This window comes from Kitasatospora sp. MAA4, assembly GCF_029893355.1.
Classification (GTDB): Bacteria; Actinomycetota; Actinomycetes; order Streptomycetales; family Streptomycetaceae; genus Kitasatospora.
In genome coordinates this window covers 1-22,020 of record NZ_JARZAI010000030.1, presented here as the reverse complement: position 1 = coordinate 22,020, position 22,020 = coordinate 1, and the positions used below count along the sequence as shown (strand labels likewise).

Here is a 22,020-nt window from a genome sequence, read left to right as displayed (position 1 = left end):
TGGGGGGATGGGAATGATCATGGGACCGGAGGAGCAGCCGCCGCCCGGCGGCGGGGGCTGGTACGCCCGGATGTCGCTGCGCCGGCGGCTGGCGCTGCTGACCGCGGTGGCGGTGTCGCTCGCGGTACTGCTCTGCGCCACGGCCAGCTGGTTCTTCGCGCGGGACCAGATGATGAGTCAGGTCAACCAGACGCTCAAGCAGTCCGTCGGGCCGATCAGCGACGACACGATGCGCCACCTCGCCGCCCTGTGCACGGACGCGACCCCGTACGACACCGGTCTCGCCGTCCCCACCGTCGTCTTCGCCAACGGCCGGGCCTGCCCGCCGGACGACCGCCGTGCCGTCCTGGTGACCCCCGCCGACGTGCGGATCGCGGCCAGTCGGACCGCCGGGCCGGGGGCGCAGAGCGGCTTCCGGGCCGGCCGGACCAAGGGCGGCACGCCGGTGGAGGTGTACGTGGTGAGCGTGCCGGTCCCGCTGGGCCACGGCGCCGAACTCCCGATGGCACTGCTGGTCTCCCAGCCCTTCGACCCGGTGCAGGACGCCCTGGACCGGCTCGCGCTGCTGCTGGCGGGGCTGTCCGTGCTGGTGATCGCCGGGTCCACGGCGGGCGCGTTCTGGGTCGCGCACGGCGCGCTGCGCCCGGTGGCGCGGCTCACCGAGGCGGTCGAGGAGATCGCCCGCACCCAGAAGCCCGGCACCACGGTCGCCGTCGTCGGGACGGACGCGATCGCGCGCCTGGGCCGCTCGTTCAACGCCATGAGCACCGCGCTCGCCAGCTCCCGGGAGCGTCAGTCGCAGCTGATCGCCGACGCCGGGCACGAGCTGCGGACGCCGCTGACCGCGCTGCGCACCAACGTGGATCTGCTGGTGCGCAGCGAGGAGAGCGGCCGCCCGCTGCCGGAGCAGACCCGCAGCAAGCTGCTGCGCACCCTGAAGGCGCAGATGGCCGAGCTGTCCACGCTCATCGGCGACCTGCTGGAGCTGTCCCGTCCAGCCAGGGCCGAGGGGGCGGGCGCACCGCAGGTGACGGCGCTGCACGACATCGTCTCGCGCGCGCTGGACCGCGCCCGGCTGCGCGGCCCCGGGCTGGACTTCACCGTGGAGCTGTCGCCCTGGTACGCCCGGGTGGACGTGCACGCCATGGAGCGCGCGGTGATCAACCTGCTCGACAACGCGGTGAAGTTCAGCCCGCCGGGCGGCGCTGTCGAGGTGCGGCTGCGGGCCGGGACGCTGACCGTGCGGGACCACGGTCCCGGCATACCCGCCGAGGATCTGCCGCACGTCTTCGAGCGGTTCTGGCGCTCGCCGGCGGCCCGGCAGCTGCCGGGGTCGGGGCTCGGCCTGGCGATCGTGGCGCAGACGGTCCACGACGCGGGCGGGCGGGTGTCGCTGGCCGCCGCCGAACCCGGGCCGGGCAGCACGGCGGTGCTCAGCCTGCCGGGCGGCCCGACGTCAGTCCTCCAGGGGCAGCAGCAGCCGGGTGCCGGTGGGTAGCGCGCCGATCCGGGCGGCCTCGGTGAGGTGGGTGAGCAGGACGGCGCGCAGGGCGGCGGCCGCGCGGGTGGGCGGCAGCTCGCGCCCGTGCGCGACGGCGATGGTGCGGCCCAGGCCCGGATCGGCGAACGGCGTGACGGCCAGGCCCGAGCGGGCCGCGACCATGCCCGGCAGGACGGCGGGGCCCAGGCCCGCCCGGACGAAGCCGAGCACCGCGTCCATCTCGCCGCCCTGCACCGCGAACTCCGGCTCGAAGCCGGCCGCGCGGCAGGCCGCCAGGGTGGCCTCGCGCAGGTCGTAGCCCTCGCGGAACATCACCAGCAGCTGGTCGCGCAGGTCCTCGATCCGGGCCCGGCGGCGCCGGGGCGCGGTGGCGGAGACCAGCACCAGGTCCTCGTGCAGCAGCTCGGTGACCGCCAGCGCCGGCACCTCCCCCGCCTGCGAGGTGATGATCAGCGCGAGGTCCAGCTCGCCGGCCGCCAGGGTGCGCACCAGGTCGCGCGAGCCGTCCTCGCGCACCAGCAGTTCGACGCCGGGGTGGCGGGCGCGGTAGGCGCGCAGCACGTCCGGGACCAGGCTGGTGCAGAGGCTGGGCGGGGCGCCGAGCCGCACCCGGCCGCGACGCAGCTGGACCGTCTCCTGCACCGCCGAGCGGGCGCTCTCGGCGTCCGCCAGGATCCGCCGGGCCAGCGGCAGCAGGGCCTGACCGGCGTCGGTCAGCGCGATGTTGCCGCGCTCGCGGTGGAACAGCTCGGCGCCCAACTCCCGTTCCAGTGAACGGATCTGCTGGGACAGCGAGGGCTGGGCGACATGCTCGCGGTCCGCCGCTCGGGTGAAGTGGCGGGTCTCGGCGACGGCGGTGAAGTAGCGGAGCTGTTGGAGCTGCACAGCCTCCATCATAGGACACGCCTATCGTCGTGAGCTGTTCCATGTCTTGGACGCACCATGGGGCCGCTGCCTAGCGTGTTCGGCATGGCACTCGCGACTGGAACGGGACGTCGTCCGTCCACCCTGACGACCCTCTGGCGGTCGACCGTCGGCAAGAAGGCGGCGATGGCGGTCAGCGGCGTGGTCATGCTGCTGTACCTGGTCTTCCACATGCTCGGCAATCTCAAGGTCTTCTTCGGCCCGGGCGAGCTGAACGGCTACGCGGCCTGGCTGCGGACGGTCGGCGAGCCGTTCCTGCGGTACGGGTGGTTCCTGTGGATCGCCCGCTGCGCGCTGCTGGCCGCCGTGGTGGTGCACGGCGTCGCCGCGTACCAGCTGAGCCGGCGCGACCTGCGCGCCCGCCCGCAGAAGTACCTGCACCAGCGCCGGCAGGCGAGTTACGCAACCCGGACGATGCGCTGGGGCGGGGTGATCCTGGCGCTCTTCATCGTCTGGCACATCCTGGACCTGACCACGCTGACCGTGAACCCGCGCGGCGAGCCGGGCCACCCGTACCAGAACATCGTGGCCTCGTTCTCCACCTGGTACGGCGGCGGCATCTACTGCGTGGCGATGCTCGCACTCGGGCTGCACGTACGCCACGGGTTCTGGAGTGCCGCACAGACGCTCGGCGTCAACAACCCGCGCCGCGACCGGACGTTGAAGATCTGCGCGAACCTGCTCGCGCTCGTGCTGACCATCGGGTTCCTGTCCGTCCCGGTGGCCGTGATGATCGGAGTCGTGCATTGAGCAACTACCTCGACTACCGCCTCGGCGCCGACCTCGCCGACACCAGGGCGCCCGCCGGACCGATCGAAGGCCGTTGGGACCAGCGGCGGTTCGACGCCAAACTGGTCAACCCGGCGAACCGGCGCGGGCGTACCGTGATCGTGGTCGGCACCGGGCTCGCGGGCGGTGCGGCCGGCGCCACGCTCGCCGAACAGGGCTACCACGTCGTGCAGTTCTGCTTCCAGGACTCGCCGCGCCGGGCGCACTCGATCGCCGCCCAGGGCGGCATCAACGCCGCCAAGAACTACCGCAACGACGGCGACTCGGTGCGCCGGCTCTTCTACGACACCGTCAAGGGCGGCGACTTCCGCTCCCGGGAGTCCAACGTGCACCGGCTGGCGCAGATCTCGGTGGAGATCATCGACCAGTGCGTCGCGCAGGGCGTGCCGTTCGCCCGGGAGTACGGCGGGCTGCTGGACACCCGCTCGTTCGGCGGCGTCCAGGTCTCCCGCACCTTCTACGCCCGCGGCCAGACCGGACAGCAGCTGCTGCTCGGCGCCTACCAGGCGCTGTCGCGCCAGATCGCCGCCGGCAGCGTGCAGATGCACGCCCGCACCGAGATGCTCGACCTGGTCGTGATCGACGGGCGGGCGCGCGGGATCGTCGCCCGCGACCTGGTCACCGGGCGGATCAGCACCCACCTCGCGGACGCCGTGGTGCTCGCCACCGGCGGCTACGGCAACGTCTTCTACCTCTCCACCAACGCCAAGAACTCCAACACCACCGCGATCTGGCGGGCCCACCGGCGCGGCGCGTACTTCGCCAACCCCTGCTTCACGCAGATCCATCCGACCTGCATCCCGCGCTCGGGCGACCACCAGTCGAAGCTGACGCTGATGAGCGAGTCGCTGCGCAACGACGGCCGGATCTGGGTGCCGAGCGCGCCCGGCGACACCCGTCCGCCCGCCGAGATCCCCGAGGCCGAGCGGGACTACTACCTGGAGCGGACCTACCCCGCCTTCGGCAACCTGGTGCCGCGCGACATCGCCTCGCGGGCGGCCAAGACCGTCTGCGACGAGGGGCGCGGGGTGGGACCCGGCGGACAGGGCGTCTATCTCGACTTCGCCGATGCCATCCAGCGGTTGGGCCGCGCGGCGGTGGAGGCCAAGTACGGCAACCTCTTCGAGATGTACCAGCGGATCACCGCCGAGGACCCCTACCGGGTGCCGATGCGGATCTACCCGGCGATCCACTACACGATGGGCGGCCTGTGGGTCGACTACGACCTGCAGACCACGCTTCCGGGCCTGTTCGCGATCGGCGAGGCCAACTTCTCGGACCACGGCGCCAACCGGCTCGGCGCGAGCGCGCTGATGCAGGGGCTGGCCGACGGCTACTTCGTGCTGCCGGCCACCCTGAACGACTACCTGGCCCGACTCCCGACCGCTCCCGTCCCCGCCGACCATCCCGAAATCGCCCGGGTGGAAGGGGAGGTGACGGACCGTCTGGCCAGACTGCTGGCCGTCGACGGCGACCGCACCCCCGACTCCTTCCACCGCGAACTGGGCGAACTGCTCTGGGACCACTGCGGGATGGCCCGCAGCGACGCCGGGCTGCGCAAGGCGCTGGCGCGGATCCCGGAGCTGCGCGCGGAGTTCTGGCAGCGGATCAGGGTGCCGGGCACCGGCGAGGAGCTCAACCAGTCGCTGGAGAAGGCCAACCGGCTGGTCGACCACCTCGAACTCGCCGAGCTGATGTGCCTGGACGCCCTGCACCGCACCGAGTCCTGCGGCGGCCACTTCCGCACCGAGAGCCGCACGCCGGACGGCGAGGCGGCCCGCCGGGACGAGGAGTTCAGCTACGCCGCCGCCTGGGAGTTCACCGGCCCGGGCAGCGCACCCGTCCTGCACCGCGAGCAGCTCGTCTTCGACCACGTCCACCCCACCCAGCGGAGCTACGCGTGAACCTCACCCTGCGGATCTGGCGGCAGACCGGACCGGACGCCCCCGGAGCACTGACCCGCTACCAGGTCAGCGGTATCAGCCCGGAGATGTCCTTCCTGGAGATGCTGGACACCCTCAACGAGGAACTGATCCTCACCGGCGAGCAGCCGATCGCCTTCGACCACGACTGCCGCGAGGGCATCTGCGGCGCCTGCGGGATGGTGATCAACGGCCAGGCGCACGGGCCGGAACGCACCACCACCTGCCAGCTGCACATGCGGCACTTCAGGGACGGCGACACCATCGACGTCGAACCGTGGCGCGCGGCGGCCTTCCCCGTGGTGAAGGACCTGGTGGTGGACCGCTCCGCCTTCGACCGGATCATCGGCTCCGGCGGCTACATCACCGCCCCCACCGGCAGCGCCCCCGAGGCCCACGCCACCCCCGTCCCCAAGGAGGCCGCCGACCTGGCCTTCGAGCACGCCGAGTGCATCGGCTGCGGCGCCTGCGTGGCCGCCTGCCCGAACGGCTCCGCGATGCTCTTCACCGCCGCCAAGGTGGTCCATCTCAATGCCCTCCCCCAGGGCGCCCCCGAACGCGCCACCCGCACCCGCTCGATGGTCGCCACCATGGACGCCGAAGGCTTCGGCGGCTGCACCAACACCGGCGAGTGCGCCACCGCCTGCCCCAAGGGCATCCCGCTCTCCGGCATCTCCCTCCTCAACCGCGACTTCCTCCGCAGAGCTTGATCATCGCGGATACTGTCTCCTGTTCGCGCAGGGACGGTGGTGCGGTGAAGGGGTGGCTGTGGCAGGGCGGCGGAACAACGGCGTGCTCGCGGTCTGGGCCGAGGCGCAGCGGCAGGAGCAGCGGCGGCGGGACGCGCAGCGGCGGGCCGAGGTCGCGGCGCAGCGGCAGCTGGAGCGCCAGGCGCGGGAGGCCGAGCGGGCGGCGGTGCGCGGGGAGCGCGAGGCGCTGAAGGCGTACCAGCTGGGGCGGGAGGCCGAGGCGGCCCGGCGGACGACTGAACTGGACGAACAGGTCCGGGAGTTGCAGGGGCTGCTGGTGGCAGGGCTGGCGCAGCCCGGGTTCCGGGCGGATGCGCTGCTGGCGCCCGTCCGGTTGCCCGCCTTCGACCGGATCGCGCAGGTGCGGGAGCAGCTGCGGCGGCTGCGCGCGGGCGAACCCGAGGCCGTCCAGGAGTACTTCACTGCCGCGCTGTACGGCTCGACCGGTTGGCCGGAGGACTTCCCGCGCCGGCTGACGGCCGCCTGGGATCCCAGCACCCGTCAGCTGGCGGTCAGTTGGGAGCTCCCGCCGTTGGAGGTGGTGCCGGCCACCACCCGGGTGCGGTATGTGAAGAGCGACGACCGCGAGAACGAGATCGCCCGCCCGGCCGCCGAACGCCGGCGGCTGTACCGCGAGGTGCTGGCGCAGAGCGCGCTGCGGGTGCTGCACGAGCTGTTCCGGGCCGACCGCGAGGAGCAGCAGCTCGCCTCGGTCGCGCTGAGCGGCTTCGTGGACGGTGTCGACCCGGCCACCGGGCGGCAGGCCGAGCGGGTACTGCTGGCGGTGAACGTCGGACGGGCCGACTTCTCGGTGGTGGAACTGAACCGGGTGGCGCCCGTGGACTGCCTGGAGGGCCTGGGCGGACGTCTGTCGGCGCGGCCCGACCGGCTGGAGGAGGTACGGGCCGAACGGCTGCCGGAGCCCGTCGAGCCCGCAGCTGCGGCGTACCCTGACGATCCCGAGGGTCCGGACCTCTTCGCAATGGATCCGATCGCCTTCGAGGAGCTGATCGCCGAACTCTTCAAGCGCCGGGGCTTCAGGGTGATGACCACCGCCCGCAGCGGGGACCAGGGCGTCGACGTGCTGGCCGAGGATCTCGACCCGCTGACCGGCGGAAAGATCGTCATCCAGGCCAAGCGGTACCGGCACACCGTCCCGCCCACCGCTGTCCGGGACCTGGACAGCACCGTCCGCCACCACGGCGCGCGCCAGGGGATCCTGGTGACCACGGCCGGCTTCGGCCGCGGCTCGTACAGCTACATCCAGGGCAAGCCGCTCTCGCTGGTGACCGGACCGGAGCTGGTGCGGATACTCGCCGAACACGGACTGCCCGGGCGGCTCGGCGGCCCGCCCGCCACGACGCCCGCCCTGGAGGTCGAGATCGGCTGGCAGGAGCACGGCCCGGGCGGCGCCCGGGTAGAGCTGGACGTCTGCGCCTTCCTCTGCGCGGGCGGCCGACTGGTCGACGACGAGCACTTCGTCTTCTTCAACAACCTCACCGACCCCTCCGGTGCCGTCTCCCTGTCGCCGGACGGCACGGCGGCGCCCGGCGGCACCCGGTCCGTCCGCCTGTCCCTCACCCTCGACCGGCTGGCCTCCGGCGTGGACGAGGTGGCGCTGGCCGTCGCCACCGACGAGCAGTCCCCGCCCCCGCTGCCGCTGGGCTCCGTCCGCGGCCTGACGCTGACGGCCCGGGGCGGCGAGCCGGTCCGCTGGCAGGGCGACACCGCCGGCGTCCCGCAGAGCGCGATGGTCCTCGGGTCCTTCCGCCGCGGCCCGGCCGGCTGGCACTTCGACCCGTCCGGCGCCACCGTCCCCGGCGGCCTGCTGGGCCTGGCCCGGCGCTGGGACGTCACGGTGGGCTGAGCCCCATGACCCGCCCCTGAGATCGGGGTCATACCAGCGGAGGAGAAGAACCCCCGCCGACCCTCCGGGCGGGGTATGGGTAACCGTCCGTCGGAGCGACGGATCGGGCGATGACGGCAAAGAGACTGTAAAAGAGCCGATCACCGCCACCCAGGGAGACCTCTGATGACCATGACAGCGACCGCCGTCCACGCCGCCGCCGGAGCCACCGGCCTGAGCAAGGTCTACGGGGAGGGCGAGACCCGGGTGGTGGCGCTGGACCAGGTGACCGTGGAGTTCCGGCGCGGCGAGTTCACCGCGATCATGGGGCCGTCCGGCTCGGGCAAGTCGACCCTGATGCACTGCATGGCCGGTCTGGACACCGCCACCTCCGGCTCCACCCGGATCGGCGGGACGGAGCTGGTGGGCCTGCCGGACAAGGCGCTCACCAAGCTGCGGCGCGACCAGATCGGCTTCGTCTTCCAGGCGTTCAACCTGCTGCCCACGCTCAATGCGCTGGAGAACATCACGCTCCCGATGGACATCGCCGGGCGCAAGGTGGACCAGGCCTGGCTGGACCGGGTGGTGGACACCGTCGGCCTCTCCGGGCGCCTGACGCACCGCCCGTCCCAGCTCTCCGGCGGCCAGCAGCAGCGGGTGGCCTGCGCCCGCGCGCTGGCGAGCCGGCCGGAGATCGTCTTCGCCGACGAGCCGACCGGGAACCTGGACTCGCGGTCGGGCGGCGAGATCCTCTCGTTCCTGCGCAACTCGGTGCGTGAGCTCGGCCAGACCGTGGTGATGGTCACCCACGACCCGGTCGCCGCCTCCTACGCGGACCGGGTGATCTTCCTGGCCGACGGCCGGCTGGTGGACGAGCTGACCATGCCGACCGCCGACAGCGTGCTCGACCGGATGCGCCGGTTCGACGCCAAGGGCCGCACGAGCTGACGCGGCACCACGTCCACCGGCCCGTCCAGCGTTCAGCGATCTCCCAGAACTGAGACCCATGTACCGCACCGCACTGCGCAACGTCCTGGCCCACAAGGCCCGGCTGCTGATGACGACGCTCGCCGTCCTGCTCGGCACCGCCTTCGTGGCCGGCACCCTGGTGTTCACCGACACCCTCGGCAGCGCCATGAAGTCCCAGAACGCCAAGAGCTACACCGACATAGCCGTCACCGTCAGCGACCCCGAGTCGGCGCGCAGCATCTACGGCAGCGGCGGCACCGACAGCTCGGCCCCCGTCCTCACCGAGGATGTCCGGCGCAAGATCGCCGCACTGCCGGGCGCGGCCGACGCGCGCGGCGTGGTCAGCGGCTTCGCCGGAATCGCCGACCAGCACGGCCGGTTGATCGGCGACGGCTTCTCCACCACCGGCACCAACTACGTGCCGGGCCCGGACGGCAGCGACGCCCGCTACCCGCTGGTCGAGGGCCGCGGCCCGACCGGCTCCGGCGAGGTCGCCCTCGACAGCCGGACCGCCCAGAAGGGTGGTTTCAAGGTCGGCGACACCGTACGGGTGGCCGTCAACGGCCCGGTGATGCAGCTGAAGCTGACCGGCATCGTGCACACCAACGACCCCCGGGTCTCGGCCGGCGGCTCGCTGGCCGCCTTCGACACCGCCACCGCGCAGTCGCTCTACCTCTCCCCCGGCCGTTTCAGCGAGGTCGACATCCGGAGCCGCCCGGGCACCGACGACGCCGCGCTGCTGACCCAGGTGAAGGGCGCGCTGCCCGCCGGCAACGACTTCAGCGCGCAGACCGGCAGGCAACTCGCCCAGGACCAGGACAAGATGATCGCCGAGGCGACCAAGGGGATGAGCCAGGCGCTGCTGGTCTTCGCCGGCATCTCGCTCTTCGTCGGCATCTTCATCATCGCCAACACCTTCACCATGCTGGTCGCCCAGCGCACCAGGGAGCTGGCCCTGCTGCGCGCGGTGGGCGCCTCCCGCAAGCAGATCACCCGGTCCGTGCTGGCCGAGGCCGTGCTGATCGGCGCGATCGCCTCGGTGGCGGGCCTGCTGGCCGGCACCGGCATCGCGGCCGGGCTGCAGTGGCTGCTGATCAGTGCGATGGACACCGGCCTGCCGGATGGTCCGCTGGTGATCGCCCCCGCCACCGTGCTGACCGCCGTCGGCACCGGCGTGCTGGTGACTGTGCTGGCCGCCTGGCTGCCCGCCCGGCGCGCCTCGCGGATCTCCCCGGTGGCCGCCATGAGCAGCGGTGACCAACCGGCCACCCAGAAGAGCCTGCTGCTGCGCAACGCGATCGGCGCCGTCCTCGCGCTGGCGGGCCTCGGCGCGCTGGCGGCCGGGTCGGCGAGCAAGGCGACCGGACTGGTCGCCGCGGGTGCGGGCGTCGTGCTGCTCGGGGTCTTCGTGCTCACCCCGCTGCTCTCCCGGCCGCTGATCGCCCTGTTCACTCCGCTGCTGCGCCGCCTCTACGGCATGCCCGGCAAGCTGGCCCGGGAGAACGCGCTGCGCAACCCGCGCCGCACCGCGGCCACCGCCTCCGCGCTCACCATCGGCGTCACCCTGATCACCGGGCTGACCGTGATCGGCGCCTCCGTCAACCAGGCCGTCGACAAGGCCTCGGCGACCGATCTGACAGCCGACTACACGGTCGCGATGGCCAACTTCTCGGTGCTCTCCTCGGACGTGGGCACCCAGATCGCCAAGGCCCCCGGGGTCAGCGCCAGCAGCGTGCAGCGCAGCGTCTCGGTGCGGGTCGGCGACGACACGAAGTGGCTGACGGGCGTGAACGCCGACACCATCGGCTCGCTGGTCAAGCTGAAGATGCAGGAGGGCTCCGCCGATGCGCTGAAGCACGGTCAGCTGCTGGTCAGCCAGGGCGGCGACCCGGGCACCCAGGACCTGAAGCTCGGCGACACCCTGGCGGTGACCTACCCGGACGGGACCGCCGGACGGCTGACGGTCGGCGGAGTGCTGGCGTCCGACAGCGGGCTCACCGGGACGCTCGCCCCCGACGCGCTGATCGCCCCGCACAGCAAGCCCGCCGCCGGAGCGGTCGGAGCCGCCGGAGCGATGGCCGGGCTGGACAAGGTGCTGGTCAAGGGCGAGCACGGCCCCAGCGCGCAGCTCAAGCAGGCGCTGACCGACGCCACCGGCGGCAACCCGCTGATCACCGTCAAGAGCCAGCAGGACCTCAGGGACGAGTCGCGCCAGATGATCACCTCGATGCTCAACATCATGTACGGGCTGCTCGGCATGTCCGTGGTGGTCGCGGTCCTCGGCGTGGTCAACACCATGGCGATGTCGGTCTTCGAGCGGCGCCGGGAGATCGGCATGCTGCGGGCGATCGGCCTGGACCGGCGCGGGGTACGGCGGACCGTCCGGTTGGAGTCGCTGCTGATCTCGCTGCTGGGCGGGGTGCTGGGGATCGGCCTCGGCGTACTGATCGCCTGGGCCGCCAACGGCCTGCTGCGCAGCAGCCTCCCCGGCCTCGAGCTGGTGGTGCCGCCGCTGCAACTGGCCGGGTTCCTGCTCGCCGCCGCGGTGATCGGCCTGCTGGCCGCCCTCTGGCCGGCCCGCCGGGCCGCCCGGCTGGACATCCTGGACAGCATCAAGGCCGCCTGACAGGCGGGCCGAAGGGGGGTCGGGCGTGCCGCCCGGCCCCCCTTCGGCCCGTTCGGGCACTTTTCGCGGGGGTGCGGCAGCACTCGACCGTCCGGATGCTGACAATCCGCGGTCGCTGTGCGAAGCTGCGGCTCTGCGCCGCACGAGTGCTGCACAGAACGCACGGGGGGAACACCCGGATGACAGCTCGACAGGACCCGGCGGTCCGCGACGCACCACCCGCCGGGAGCCCGCCAGGGCCCGGCATCGGACGCCTCGCGGCGGCCGGTGTGACCGTCGCCGCGCTGCTGCTGGCCGCCCTGCTGCTGCGCACCGACGACGCGGGCTGGTCCGTCGCCCGCGGGCCGCTCGGCGGGAACTTCTCCCTCGTCATGTTCCTCGGCTTCTGCTGGCTGCTGGCCATGACGGCTCTGACCGCGCGCTACCGCAGCTCGGTCCGCGGTGTGCAGGGGCTGTCGCCCAGGGCCGAGCGGCTCAAGGACGCGACCCGGATCCTGCTGCCCGCGCTGGCGGTCGGGCTGCCCCCGCTGATGATGCTCCTCGCCTCGCCCGAGCAGGTCGCACCCAAAGACCAGGGCGTCAGCCTGCTCCGAACCAATCAGCCGTTGCGCAGCGGCAACGAGCACTCCCGGTCCGGCGGCTCCGCGAACGGCGGTTTCCTGTTGCACGGCCTCGGCGCCGTCGTCGAGGCCGTGGTCGTCGCCCTGATCCTGCTGGGTCTGGTGCTCGGGCTGGTCGCCCTGTGGCGCCGACGGCACAGCCTGTGGGGCGACCCCGCGCAGCCGCCGGCTCTGGCGCCGGACGCGGACGACGCGCAGGCGCTCGCCGATGCCGTCGACTCCGCCCGCCGGGCGCTGCGCGGCGACGACGTCCGCACCGCCGTGATCGCCTGCTACGCGGCGATGGAGAGTTCACTGGCCGAGTCCGGCGCCGGCCGCCGCGCCGCCGACAGCCCGACCGACCTGCTGGACCGGGTGGTCGCGAGCGGCACGCTGCGGGCCGCCGAGGCCGCCGAGCTCACCGGCCTGTTCCGCGAGGCCCGTTACTCCACCCACCCGATGGGACCGGACGAACTGCGGCGCGCCGGAGCGGCGTTGGATGCCGTCTCGGCCCAACTGGCTGCGGAAGGTACGCACCTGTGAACGCACCGCAGGAACCCGAGGTCACCCCCGGGTCGGTCCGCGACTCGCTGACCGTGCTCGGCGTCGCCGCCGCCGGTGCCGAGCTCGCGTTGACCCTGGTCGGCGGCCTGACCGGCGCCGCGCTCGGCGCGGCCCTGCTGACCGCCCTCGCCGTGCTGGTCGCCCGCTACGTGACCGGCGCCGAGTCCGAGGACAGCGGCTACCGCAAGAACCTGCGGTTGATGGGCAGTCACTCTCCCAGCATCCAGGACTGGCACTGGACGGTGCGCAACGGCCTGGACGACGACGGGTTCACGCACGTGCTGCGCCCCCGGCTCCAGCGCCTGTACGCCTCCCGGCTCTCCGAGCTGCACGCCGTCTCGCTCTTCACCGATCCGGCCCGGGCCGCCGCCCTGGTCGGCCCTGACCTCTGGCCCTGGCTCGACCCCGAGCAGCCCCCGCCCGGCAGCACGCTGCCCGAGCCGCTACTACGGGCACTGGTCGACCGCCTCGAAACCCTGTAGTCCCAGGAGAATCATGAAGCTCTCGCACGACATCTCGCTCACGCCGCAGCAGGCCGGCCAACGGGCCCGCCAGGTGTTGGAGGAGATCGGGCGGGCCGTGGTCGGCAAGCCCGAGGCACTGGAGCTGGTCATGCTCGGTGTGCTGGCCGGCGGCCACATCCTGATCGAGGACCTGCCGGGCCTGGGCAAGACGCTGCTGGCCCGCTCCTTCGCCGGCACGCTGGGCCTGGACTTCCGGCGCATCCAGTTCACCCCCGACCTGCTGCCCTCGGACGTCTCCGGCGCGCCGTTCTACGACCAGCAGAGCGGCGAGATGGTGTTCCGCCCGGGCCCGCTCTTCACCCACCTGCTGCTGGCCGACGAGATCAACCGGACGCCGCCCAAGACCCAGGCGGCGCTGCTGGAGGCGATGGCCGAGTCGCAGGTCACCGTCGACGGGACGACCCGGCGGCTGCCCGACCCGTTCGTGGTGATCGCCACCGCCAACCCGATCGAGTACGAGGGGACGTACAGCCTGCCCGAGGCGCAGCTGGACCGGTTCCTGCTGCGGGTGCGGATGGGCTACCTCACCCCCGAGTTGGAGGGCTCGATGCTGCGTGCCCGACTCGACCGGGCCGCCCCGGAGGCGCAGGTGCAGGCGCTCAGCAACCCGGCCGAGGTGCTGGCCATGCGTGCCGCGCTGGAGCAGGTCGAGGTCGAGGACGACCTGGTGGACTACATCGTCGCGCTGATCAGCGCCACCCGGGTGGACCCGCAGATCCAGGTCGGCGCCTCACCGCGCGGCGGTCTGGCGCTGGTCCAACTCGCCCGCGCCCGCGCGGTGCTGGACGGCCGCGACTACCTCACCCCGGAGGACGTCAAGTCCGTCGCGGTGCCGGCACTGGCCCACCGGGTCACCCTGAAGCCGGAGTTGTGGGTCCGCCAGGTCGAAGCCGACGACGTGCTGGCCAAGTTGGTCGCCTCCGTGCCGACCCCGCAGACCCTTCCGCGGCCGGCAGCGGAGTCGTGACCACCGATCGGCGGGTGCTGGAGCGGGCGCTCACCGTCGCCGACGGCGAGGCACCCAGCGAGCCGCCGCCGGAGCGCCCGCTCGGCTGGCGCGCCGGCGAACGCGCCCTGCGGCTGGCCACCGTGGCGGCCGTCGCGGCCGCGGCCGCGCTGGTCACCGGACGACCCTGGCTGCTCGCACTGGCGGCGGGTCCGGCCGTGCTGCTGGCCCTGGCCGCGCCGACCCGGCACCGGCCCACCCGGCTGGACACCACCGTGACCGCCGACCCGCGCCGCTGCTTCGAGGGCGACACCATCACGGTCCGCATCGAGCTGCACCACGACGGCGAGGCCGGCCTGATCGACCCGGCCATCACGCTCGGCCCCGGGGTCGGACTGACCGAGCTGCGGATCACCGGTTCGACGGTCAACCTCCGCCTGGCCGCCACCCGTTGGGGGCGCTGGTCGCTGGGCACGGTGGACCTGGACCTGTACGACACCGGCGGGCTGGCCCGGCGCACCGTACGGGCCGACCTCGGCGAAGCCGACATCTACCCGATCCCCTCGCAGGCCCGGCTGACCCCGATCCCGGTCCGACTGCCCGAGCGGCTCGGCGAGCACACCACCCGGCAGAGCGGCGAGGGCGTGGAGGTCGTCGGCGTGCGCCCGCACATCTGGGGCGAGCGCCAGCGGCGCATCCACTGGCCCTCCACCACCCGGCGCGGGTCGATCCAGATCAACCAGTTCGCCGCCGAGCGCACGGCCGACGCCGTCGTCCTGCTGGACGCGCTGAGCGACCTGCGCGACCCGGTCACCGGGCGCTCCACCCTGGACGAGACGCTGCGCGCGGCGAGCGGGCTGACCCGCGCCTACCTGCGCAAGCACGACCGGGTCGGGGTGGTCTCGATCGGCGGCGCGATCCGCTGGCTCCGGCCCGGCACCGGCGACCGGCACTTCTACCGGATCGTGGAGAGCGTGCTGGAGGTCCGCAAGGACCTCGGCTACCGCAACCCCGACCTGCACCGGCTGCCGCCGCCCGCACTGCCCGCGGGCGCGCTGGTCTACGCGTTCACGCCGCTCGCCGACCAGCGCATCCTGGACGTGCTGCGCGACCTGTCGGACCGCGGGAACCCGCTGGTGGTGGTGGAGATCCCGGCCGGCGACCCGCACGTCGAGGCGGACGACCGGATCGGGCAGCACGCTCTGCGGCTGTGGCGGGCGGACCGCCGGGCCATGCACTTCGCCCTGCAGAACCGCGGCATCCCGGTGGTCACCCACGTTCCCGACGAGTCGCTCGACCTGACACTCGCCCCGCTGCTGCGCAGCCGGATCCAGGGGAGGACGCGATGAGTGGACCCGAGGACGCGATGAGCGGACCCGATGTGCCGAACGCGGTGCCGAACGCGGTGCCGAACCCGGTGCCGAACCCGCCGGTGGGCGGCCGACGGGCGGTGCCCGCCCGCTGCCTGGGCCTGGCGCTGGCCGTCTCGGCCTGCCCGAGCTGGACGCACGGCATCCGGTCGGGCGCGGACCTGGCGCTGCTGCTGATCGCCGCCCTGTTCGGCTGGTGGGCCGGTCCGCCGGTCACCGGCCGTCCGGTGCGCGGCTCCAGCCGCTGGACCGCCCAGCTGGCCCGGCACCGCAACACCGCGCTGGCCGTCGCCACCGTGATCCTCGCGGCGATCAGCGGCCCGCCGGGCTGGTCGGCGGCCGCGCTCACCGTGCTGCTGCTCGGCTACCTGCTGTTCGTCGACGCCGCGTCCTACGGCCGGCGGCCCACCGGCCCGCTGCCCGCGGTGGCCGCGTACGCCGCGGCCGCCCTGGTGCTGCTCGCCGCCTTCGTGCCGAGCGCGGCGAGCAGTTGGGCCCGACTGCCGGCCGCCCTCGGTGTAGCCGTCGCGGCGCTCGCGGTGGCCTCGGCGTTCTGGTTCACCACTCCCGACCGAAAAAGCTGACGGTCAGCCAGTTCCGCGCTGCTACACCGGAACTGACTGACCGTCAGCGGTCGGAGGCGGCTTCCCGCTACCTCGCCAGCCGTCCGAGCAGGGCGGAGGCGCAGGCGATGCCGAGCCCGGCGGAGAGCGTCAGGACGGCGAAGTCGCTGCCGAGGTGGGCCGGCGTGCCGATCAGCAGTCCGCGCAGCGCGTCCACCTCGTAGCTCAGCGGGTTCGCCTTGCTGACCGCCTGGAGCCAGCCCGGCATCAGGCTGACCGGATAGAGGGCGTTGGAGCCGAAGAAGAGCGGCATGGTGATGGCCTGCCCGATACCCATCAGCCGGTCCCGGGTGAGCACGATCCCGGCGATCGACATCGAGAGGCAGGAGAAGAAGGCCGAGCCGAGCAGGACCACCACGGCCACGCCCAGCAGCTTGGCCGGGTTCCAGGTCAGGGCCACCCCGAGCAGCGCGGCGATCACCACCACCACCAGGGCCTGGATGACCGCCTTCACCCCCGCGGCGAAGGCCTTGCCGGCCACCAGCGCGGCCCGCGGGGTCGGGGTGACCAGCAGCTTGGTGAGCACCCCCGAGTCGCGCTCCCAGATGATCATGATGCCGTAGAAGATCGCGATGAACATCGCGGACTGGGCGATGATCCCCGGGGCCAGGTAGTCCAGGTACGGGATCCCGTTGGTCGGTATCGCCTTGATCCGGGTGAAGGTCTCGCCGAAGATCAGCAGCCACAGGGCCGGCTGGACGGCACGGGTGTAGAGCTCGGTGCGGTCGTGGCGCAGCTTCTGCAGCTCCACGACGCACATCGCCAGGATCCGGGCGAGGACCACCCGCCAGCCGGACCGGGCCGGCGGCGGGACCAGCAGCAGACCGAGGTCGCGGCGGGGCGCGGCGACCGGGGACTGGGCGGCGGCCGGCTCAGCCGACCCGGGAGGCGGTGCGACGGGTACGACGGACATCCTTGAACTCCCCTTCGTTCTCGGTCGCGTTGGCGAGGCCACTGCCGGCGAAGTGCCGGAACACGTCGTCCAGGGTCGGCGGCTCGGCCAGGTCGAGCTGCTCCCCCACCTCGGTCCGCAGCTGCTCGGGGGTGCCGAGCGCGCGGATCCTGCCGCGGTGCATCAGGGCGACGCGGTCGCAGTACTGGTCCGCCTCGTCCATGTAGTGCGTGGTGACCAGGACGGTCATACCGGTGGCCGCCCGCACCTCGTCGATGCACTCCCAGACGCTGGTGCGGGCGATCGGGTCCAGGCCGATGGTCGGCTCGTCCAGGACCAGCAGGCGCGGTGCGCTGACCAGCGCCTGGGCCAGTTCGAGGCGGCGGACCATGCCGCCGGAGTAGGTCTTGGCCAGCCGGTCCGCGGCCTCCGTCAGGTCGACCGCGGCGATCGCCTGGGCCACCCGGGCGGCCCGTTCGCGGCGCGACACGTCGAAGACCCGGGCGAACAGCGAGACGTTCTCCCGGCCGGTCAGCCCGCCGTCGGCGGAGAGCTGCTGGGGGACGTAGCCGAGCATCCGGCGCACCTGCATCTGCCGCCGCGCCGGGTCGTGGCCGAAGACCCGGACCATGCCGGGCGGGACCGGCAGCAGGGTGGTGATCGAGCGGATCGCGGTGGTCTTGCCTGCGCCGTTCGGCCCGAGCAGGCCGAACACCTCGCCGCTGCGCACGGTCAGGTCGAGGCCGTCGACGGCCTTGGTGCGGCCGAAGGAGTACTCCAGACCCGTACAGACCACGGCCTCCACGGCCTCCGCGGCGTCCATGGCCTCCTCCTGGTCGGCCGGATCCGCTGTCGTGCCGGTGGGCTCGCTCTGCTTCTTCACCCTTCCTCCTCCCGGTCGCGCAGCCCGGCGGCCAGTCGCCGCAGGGCGGGCAGTGCGGCGGCCAGTGCCGCGCGGTCGTCCGCCGACAGCTGGGCGACCTGCTCGCCGATCAGGGCGTCGCGCTTGGCGGCCCAGGCCGCCAGCCGCTCGGCCGCCTCCGGCGTGGGCAGCAGCAGGGCCGCCCGGCGGTCCTGCGGATCGGTCTCGCGGCGCAGCAGACCGGTCTTCACCAGCTGGTTGACCAGCGTGGAGACCGAGTTGCCGGCCAGGCCGAGCTCCTTGGCCGCGGCCGAGACCCGGATGCCCGGGCTCGCCTCGACCAGGCGCAGCAGCTCGACCTCCGCGCCGCGCAGGCGCGGCACCGTCAGCCCGCGCCGCAGCCGCCGCCGTACCAGCCGCTGGATCCCGGCCAGCAGGCCGGCCAGATCGCTGGTGACCTCGCTGGCGAGCTCGCTGGTGAGCTCCACTTCCGTCATGTTGTTATTTTAGCTCTTAATAAGAGGTATCTGTCCAGACCTCCACTCGTCAGCGAGCAGGCCGAAGATCACCTCGTCGGCGAACGCGCCGTTGACCCAGGCCGCGCGGCGCAGCACGCCCTCCTGCGTGAAGCCGGCCGCGAGCGCCGCCCGGCTCATCGCGGCGTTGTCGGTGAGCGTCTCCAGCTGCACGCGCTGCAGCCCGCGGACCGCGAAGGCGTAGTCGCAGAGCACCCGCACGACGTCGGCCCCCAGCCCCCGGCCGCGGAAGGAGGGGCGCATCGTCATGCCCAGGTGCGCCATCCGGTTGTGGGCGTCGATGCCCCACAGCACGCACTCGCCGGCCAGCTCGCCCGAGGCCAGCTCCAGCACCGAGAAGTGCGCGACCGCGTCGGAGGGGTCGGTGACGGCGTACGGCGAGGCAGCCGACCCCGAGGCGATGGGCACCCAGGGGCGGGAGCCGGAGCGCGACCGGGTGGCCACGTCCTCGTAGAGCTCAGCGTGCAGGACGGGGACATCGCTCTCGTGCCGGGCTCGCAGCCCGATCTTCTGGCCAGTCAGCATGCGACGTTCCTATCGGGATGCCGTCCGGCGATCAACCGGTTAAGCACCGGCCGCGCCCGACGATCACCTCCCCCGAAACACTTGCAGGGTGTTCGGTCAAATCCATACACTCATGGTGTTCACATTTCATTGAACACTTGACGACGGGTGGCAGTCATGCGCGCAGTCCTGGTGGAGAAGTTCGGCGGACCCGAGGTCCTCACCCTGACCGACCTCGCCGCACCGGAGCCCGGTCCCGGCGAGGTCAGCATCGATGTCGCCTACGCCGGCGTCAACTTCGCCGAGTTGAAGGCCCGCAGCAACGGCTACCGGGTGGCCTCGCTGCCCTTCCTCCCCGGCCTGGAGGTGTCCGGCCGGATCCGCGCCGTCGGCGACGGCGTGCAGAACTTCCAACCCGGCCAGCAGGTCGCCGCGCTGACCACCGCCGGCGGTTACGCCGAGGTGGCCGTCGCCCCCGCGAGAACCGTCTTCGCCCTGCCCGAGAGCATCTCGCTGCGCACCGGCGCCACCCTGCCGACCGTCCTGCCGACCGCGCACGCGCTGGTGCACGAGGTCGGCCGGCTGCGCGCCGGTGACACCGTCCTGGTCCAGGGCGCGGCGGGCGGCGTGGGCACCGTCGTCGGCCAACTCGCCCACCTCGCCGGGGCCGAGGCCGTCTACGGCGTCGTCTCCAGCGCGGCCAAGGCCGACCACGCCCTCAAGTTCGGCTACGACGAGGTCTTCATCGGCGACGACTTCGACGAGGACGTCTACCACGCCACCGGCGGACTCGGCGTGGACCTGGCGCTGGACTCCGTGGGCGGCGACACCTTCCGCCGCAGCCTGGAGGCGCTCGCCCCGTTCGGCCGACTGGTCTCCTTCGGCAACGCGAGCGGCGCGGCCCCCTGGCAGGCCGGCCAGACCCAGCTCTACCCCGGCCGCTCGGTGGCCGGGTTCTCGGTCCTGACCCTCGCCAAGACCGAACCCGACGTCCTGCGCGACCTCGCCGCCCGCGCCTTCGCCCTGGTCGCCGACGGTTCGGTCGAACTCCCCGTCACCGCCGAGTTCCCACTCGCCGAAGCCGCCGCAGCCCACCGCCTGTTGGAGAGCCGCGGCACCACGGGCAAGCTGCTGCTGCGCATCGCCGAGTGACGTAGGTGTACGCCATCCACTTGGGGTGTGGCAGGCCACACCCCAGGTGGATGGCGTACCTCAGTGACCGGGTGATCGACGGTGCGACATGGTGATCGGCATGATGCGCACTCACAAAGCCCTGTCGCGATCAGCTGATATGCCCGGTCGAGCACTGGCTGTGCTCGTCGCCCTCTCCGTGGCACTCGGCGCCGCCTTCGTCCTCGCCCCGAGCACGCTGGCGGCGAACGGCTCGGAGGGCGGCTTCGCCGAACGGCACAACCTCGTCGACGCCCTCCGCCCGGCGTTCATCGAGTACTGGAGGTCCGGCGACCGGGGATTTCCCCCGGACCTGGAGCGGGTCGTCGACTACTGGTTCCGCTACCACGTGGCCAAGGCCGTGCTCGCCGCGGCCCTGCTGATCGTGCTCGTCGCGCTCGGCGTCCTGCTCTGGAAGGCGTTCCTGAGGTCCAGCGGTCCCGGAGCCGGAGCCGGAGCCGGAGGCAGGGTCGCTCTCGCTTCGGCCGGGATTTTCGTCAGCCTGCTCGCACTGGTGTCGGTGGCGGCGGTGATGGCGAATGTCCAGGGTGCGATGGACCCGTTCTCCTCGGTGATCTCGATGCTGCCGCTCGGCGCACCCGGCGGACAACTCACCGGTGCGATCGATCAGATCAGGCAGGGCCTGGCCCACTACCCGAGCACGAGCGGCCAGAACGCGGCTGCCCTCCAGACGATGGTCAACGACTTCGGCCGGTACCACGCGGTGGTTGCCGTGATGGCTTCGATCGTGGCAGTCGTCCTCATCGGCCTGAGCGTGGTGTCGTGGAGGGGGTTTGCCGCAACAGGCGGGTCCGGCAGCGGCGCGTCCGACGGGCGCAGGCGGCGCAGGCGGCGCACGCTGGGATCGTTCGGTGTGCTCTCGGCCTTGCTGGCACTGGCCGTGATCGTCCTCGTGGTGGTGAACACGGGCACTGCGGCAGACCCGGCGCCGGCCCTCCTGGGCTTCTTCGAGGGCGGCTGGTGACGCACCTGGTGGCGGATCAGCCGGATCAGGCGCAGGCACCTCAGGCACCTCAGGCGCCGAGGTAGGCGAGGACGGCGAGTACCCGACGGTGCTGGGCGTCGTCCGGCGGCAGGCTGAGCTTGGCGAAGACGTTGCCGATGTGTTTCTCCACCGCACTGTTGGAGAGCGCCAGTTGCCGGGCGATGGCGGTGTTGGAATGGCCTTCGGCCATCAGCGCCAGAAGCTGCCGCTCACGCGCGGTCAGTGCCCCCAGCGGGTCGTCCCGGCGCTTCCCGGCCAGCAGTTGGGAGACGACCTGGGGGTCGAGCACCGTCGCGCCACGGGCGACCCGGTCCAGGGCGTCCAGGAACTCCTCGACTCTGGCGACCCGGTCCTTCAGCAGGTAGCCGACCGCGCCGGAGCCGTCCGCGAGCAGCTCGGCGGCGTAGGACACCTCCACATACTGGCTGAGCACCAGCACGGGGGCGCCGGGCAGCTGTGCGCGGACGCTGATCGCCGCACGCAGGCCCTCGTCCGTATGGGTCGGCGGCATCCGCACATCGACGACCGACACGTCCGGGCGGTGTGCGAGCACTGCTTCGACCAGGGCAGGGCCGTCACCGACCGCCGCCACCACCTGGTGACCGTCCTCGGTGAGCAGGCGGACCAGGCCTTCACGCAGCAGCACCGCGTCATCGGCCACGACGATCCGCAGCGGACTGCGGGCCGCGCGGTCCTGCGGTGCTGCGGCAGCTGTTCCGGGAGCCGTTTCGGGAGCCGTTTCGGCCGGGGTCAGTGGCATGGCAGTTCCCCGGTGACCGTCGTCGGGCCACCGTCGGGGCTGGCGACCCGCAGCCGGCCGCCGACCGCGTGCAGTCTGTCGTCCAGGCCCCGCAGGCCGTGTCCCTTGGCCACAGCCGCGCCGCCCACGCCGTCGTCCGTCACCCAGACCCGCAGGATTCCCTCGCCGTGGCGCATTCCGATGGCGCACCGGTGGGCCTTGCTGTGTTTGGCCACGTCTTGGGTTCCAGGGGTCGTCGCAACACCACTGGTTCTAGGTGGTGAGTAGATCACGTAGACGCTCGGCTGGGGTATCCCAGTCGAGCGTCTTGCGTGGGCGGCCGTTGAGTTCCTGGGCGA

21 protein-coding genes are annotated in these 22,020 nt (G+C 72.7%); 14 read left to right on the top strand and 7 right to left on the bottom strand.

Translation table 11 applies throughout. From position 1 onward, the window contains the following. Window positions 1-7: 7 nt before the first annotated feature. Window positions 8-1,498, top strand: coding sequence for a HAMP domain-containing sensor histidine kinase (locus P3T37_RS30555; RefSeq protein WP_348533300.1), 1,491 nt, complete (start codon window positions 8-10; stop codon window positions 1,496-1,498). Here the strand turns inward: P3T37_RS30555 and P3T37_RS30550 are convergent. Next, window positions 1,457-2,386 (bottom strand): LysR substrate-binding domain-containing protein, encoded by a 930-nt coding sequence (locus P3T37_RS30550; RefSeq protein WP_280727143.1) that lies wholly within the window; start codon window positions 2,384-2,386, stop codon window positions 1,457-1,459. The two genes, P3T37_RS30555 and P3T37_RS30550, sit on opposite strands and share 42 nt — an antisense overlap. 84 nt (window positions 2,387-2,470) lie before the next feature. Between P3T37_RS30550 and P3T37_RS30545 the strand changes: the two genes are divergently transcribed. From P3T37_RS30545 to P3T37_RS30495, 11 genes are all read left to right on the top strand, one after another. Next, on the top strand, window positions 2,471-3,175 hold the full coding sequence (locus tag P3T37_RS30545) for a succinate dehydrogenase cytochrome b subunit (protein WP_280727142.1): 705 nt from the start codon (window positions 2,471-2,473) through the stop codon (window positions 3,173-3,175). Continuing rightward, a complete protein-coding gene (locus tag P3T37_RS30540) occupies window positions 3,172-5,118 on the top strand; it encodes a fumarate reductase/succinate dehydrogenase flavoprotein subunit (RefSeq protein WP_280727141.1) in 1,947 nt (648 codons plus the stop codon). Before P3T37_RS30545 ends, P3T37_RS30540 begins: the two co-directional genes overlap by 4 nt. Then, window positions 5,115-5,846: a succinate dehydrogenase/fumarate reductase iron-sulfur subunit gene (locus P3T37_RS30535; RefSeq protein WP_280727140.1), complete on the top strand. Its 732-nt coding sequence runs from the start codon at window positions 5,115-5,117 to the stop codon at window positions 5,844-5,846. The genes P3T37_RS30540 and P3T37_RS30535 overlap by 4 nt, the downstream gene beginning before the upstream one ends. A 58-nt stretch (window positions 5,847-5,904) precedes the next feature. Continuing rightward, the gene (locus P3T37_RS30530) at window positions 5,905-7,752 is read left to right on the top strand and encodes a restriction endonuclease (protein ID WP_280727139.1); all 1,848 of its coding nucleotides are present in this window, start codon (window positions 5,905-5,907) and stop codon (window positions 7,750-7,752) included. 165 nt (window positions 7,753-7,917) lie between these two features. After that, window positions 7,918-8,679 carry an ABC transporter ATP-binding protein gene (locus P3T37_RS30525; protein ID WP_280727138.1) on the top strand — a complete coding sequence of 254 codons (762 nt, stop codon included), beginning with the start codon at window positions 7,918-7,920 and terminating at the stop codon, window positions 8,677-8,679. Between the two features lie 58 nt (window positions 8,680-8,737). After that, on the top strand, window positions 8,738-11,326 hold the full coding sequence (locus tag P3T37_RS30520) for an FtsX-like permease family protein (RefSeq protein WP_280727137.1): 2,589 nt from the start codon (window positions 8,738-8,740) through the stop codon (window positions 11,324-11,326). 179 nt (window positions 11,327-11,505) lie between these two features. Beyond that, on the top strand, window positions 11,506-12,468 hold the full coding sequence (locus tag P3T37_RS30515) for a DUF4129 domain-containing protein (protein WP_280727136.1): 963 nt from the start codon (window positions 11,506-11,508) through the stop codon (window positions 12,466-12,468). After that, window positions 12,465-12,971: a hypothetical protein gene (locus P3T37_RS30510; protein WP_280727135.1), complete on the top strand. Its 507-nt coding sequence runs from the start codon at window positions 12,465-12,467 to the stop codon at window positions 12,969-12,971. The genes P3T37_RS30515 and P3T37_RS30510 overlap by 4 nt, the downstream gene beginning before the upstream one ends. A gap of 13 nt (window positions 12,972-12,984) precedes the next feature. Next, window positions 12,985-13,980 (top strand): MoxR family ATPase, encoded by a 996-nt coding sequence (locus P3T37_RS30505; protein ID WP_280727134.1) that lies wholly within the window; start codon window positions 12,985-12,987, stop codon window positions 13,978-13,980. Beyond that, window positions 13,977-15,308, top strand: coding sequence for a DUF58 domain-containing protein (locus P3T37_RS30500; protein ID WP_280727133.1), 1,332 nt, complete (start codon window positions 13,977-13,979; stop codon window positions 15,306-15,308). The genes P3T37_RS30505 and P3T37_RS30500 overlap by 4 nt, the downstream gene beginning before the upstream one ends. After that, a complete protein-coding gene (locus P3T37_RS30495) occupies window positions 15,305-15,913 on the top strand; it encodes a hypothetical protein (RefSeq protein ID WP_280727132.1) in 609 nt (202 codons plus the stop codon). The genes P3T37_RS30500 and P3T37_RS30495 overlap by 4 nt, the downstream gene beginning before the upstream one ends. Window positions 15,914-15,980: 67 nt before the next feature. On the opposite strand, the gene P3T37_RS30490 is transcribed toward P3T37_RS30495, so the two are convergent. From P3T37_RS30490 to P3T37_RS30475, 4 genes are read right to left on the bottom strand one after another with little or no spacing between them, the layout of a single operon-like run. Beyond that, window positions 15,981-16,865, bottom strand: coding sequence for an ABC transporter permease (locus tag P3T37_RS30490; RefSeq protein WP_280727131.1), 885 nt, complete (start codon window positions 16,863-16,865; stop codon window positions 15,981-15,983). Then, window positions 16,825-17,667 (bottom strand): ATP-binding cassette domain-containing protein, encoded by an 843-nt coding sequence (locus tag P3T37_RS30485; RefSeq protein WP_280727212.1) that lies wholly within the window; start codon window positions 17,665-17,667, stop codon window positions 16,825-16,827. Before P3T37_RS30485 ends, P3T37_RS30490 begins: the two co-directional genes overlap by 41 nt. 56 nt (window positions 17,668-17,723) lie before the next feature. Further along, a complete protein-coding gene (locus P3T37_RS30480; protein WP_280727130.1) occupies window positions 17,724-18,203 on the bottom strand; it encodes a MarR family transcriptional regulator in 480 nt (159 codons plus the stop codon). Window positions 18,204-18,212: 9 nt separating this feature from the next. After that, entirely contained in the window at window positions 18,213-18,767 is a 555-nt protein-coding gene (locus P3T37_RS30475; RefSeq protein ID WP_280727129.1) for a GNAT family protein, read from the bottom strand. Between the two features lie 156 nt (window positions 18,768-18,923). On the opposite strand from P3T37_RS30475, the gene P3T37_RS30470 reads away from it, so the two are divergent. Both P3T37_RS30470 and P3T37_RS30465 read left to right on the top strand, forming a co-directional pair. Further along, on the top strand, window positions 18,924-19,898 hold the full coding sequence (locus P3T37_RS30470; RefSeq protein WP_280727128.1) for a zinc-binding dehydrogenase: 975 nt from the start codon (window positions 18,924-18,926) through the stop codon (window positions 19,896-19,898). 139 nt (window positions 19,899-20,037) lie between these two features. Next, window positions 20,038-20,901, top strand: a complete 864-nt coding sequence (locus tag P3T37_RS30465; RefSeq protein ID WP_280727127.1) for a hypothetical protein — start codon at window positions 20,038-20,040, stop codon at window positions 20,899-20,901. Between the two features lie 49 nt (window positions 20,902-20,950). Here the strand turns inward: P3T37_RS30465 and P3T37_RS30460 are convergent, their stop codons facing one another. Together P3T37_RS30460 and P3T37_RS30455 are read right to left on the bottom strand one after the other, a co-directional pair. After that, window positions 20,951-21,595: a response regulator transcription factor gene (locus P3T37_RS30460; protein ID WP_280727211.1), complete on the bottom strand. Its 645-nt coding sequence runs from the start codon at window positions 21,593-21,595 to the stop codon at window positions 20,951-20,953. A 77-nt stretch (window positions 21,596-21,672) separates the two neighbouring features. Continuing rightward, window positions 21,673-21,897, bottom strand: a complete 225-nt coding sequence (locus P3T37_RS30455) for a hypothetical protein (RefSeq protein ID WP_280727126.1) — start codon at window positions 21,895-21,897, stop codon at window positions 21,673-21,675. Window positions 21,898-22,020 lie beyond the last annotated feature (123 nt).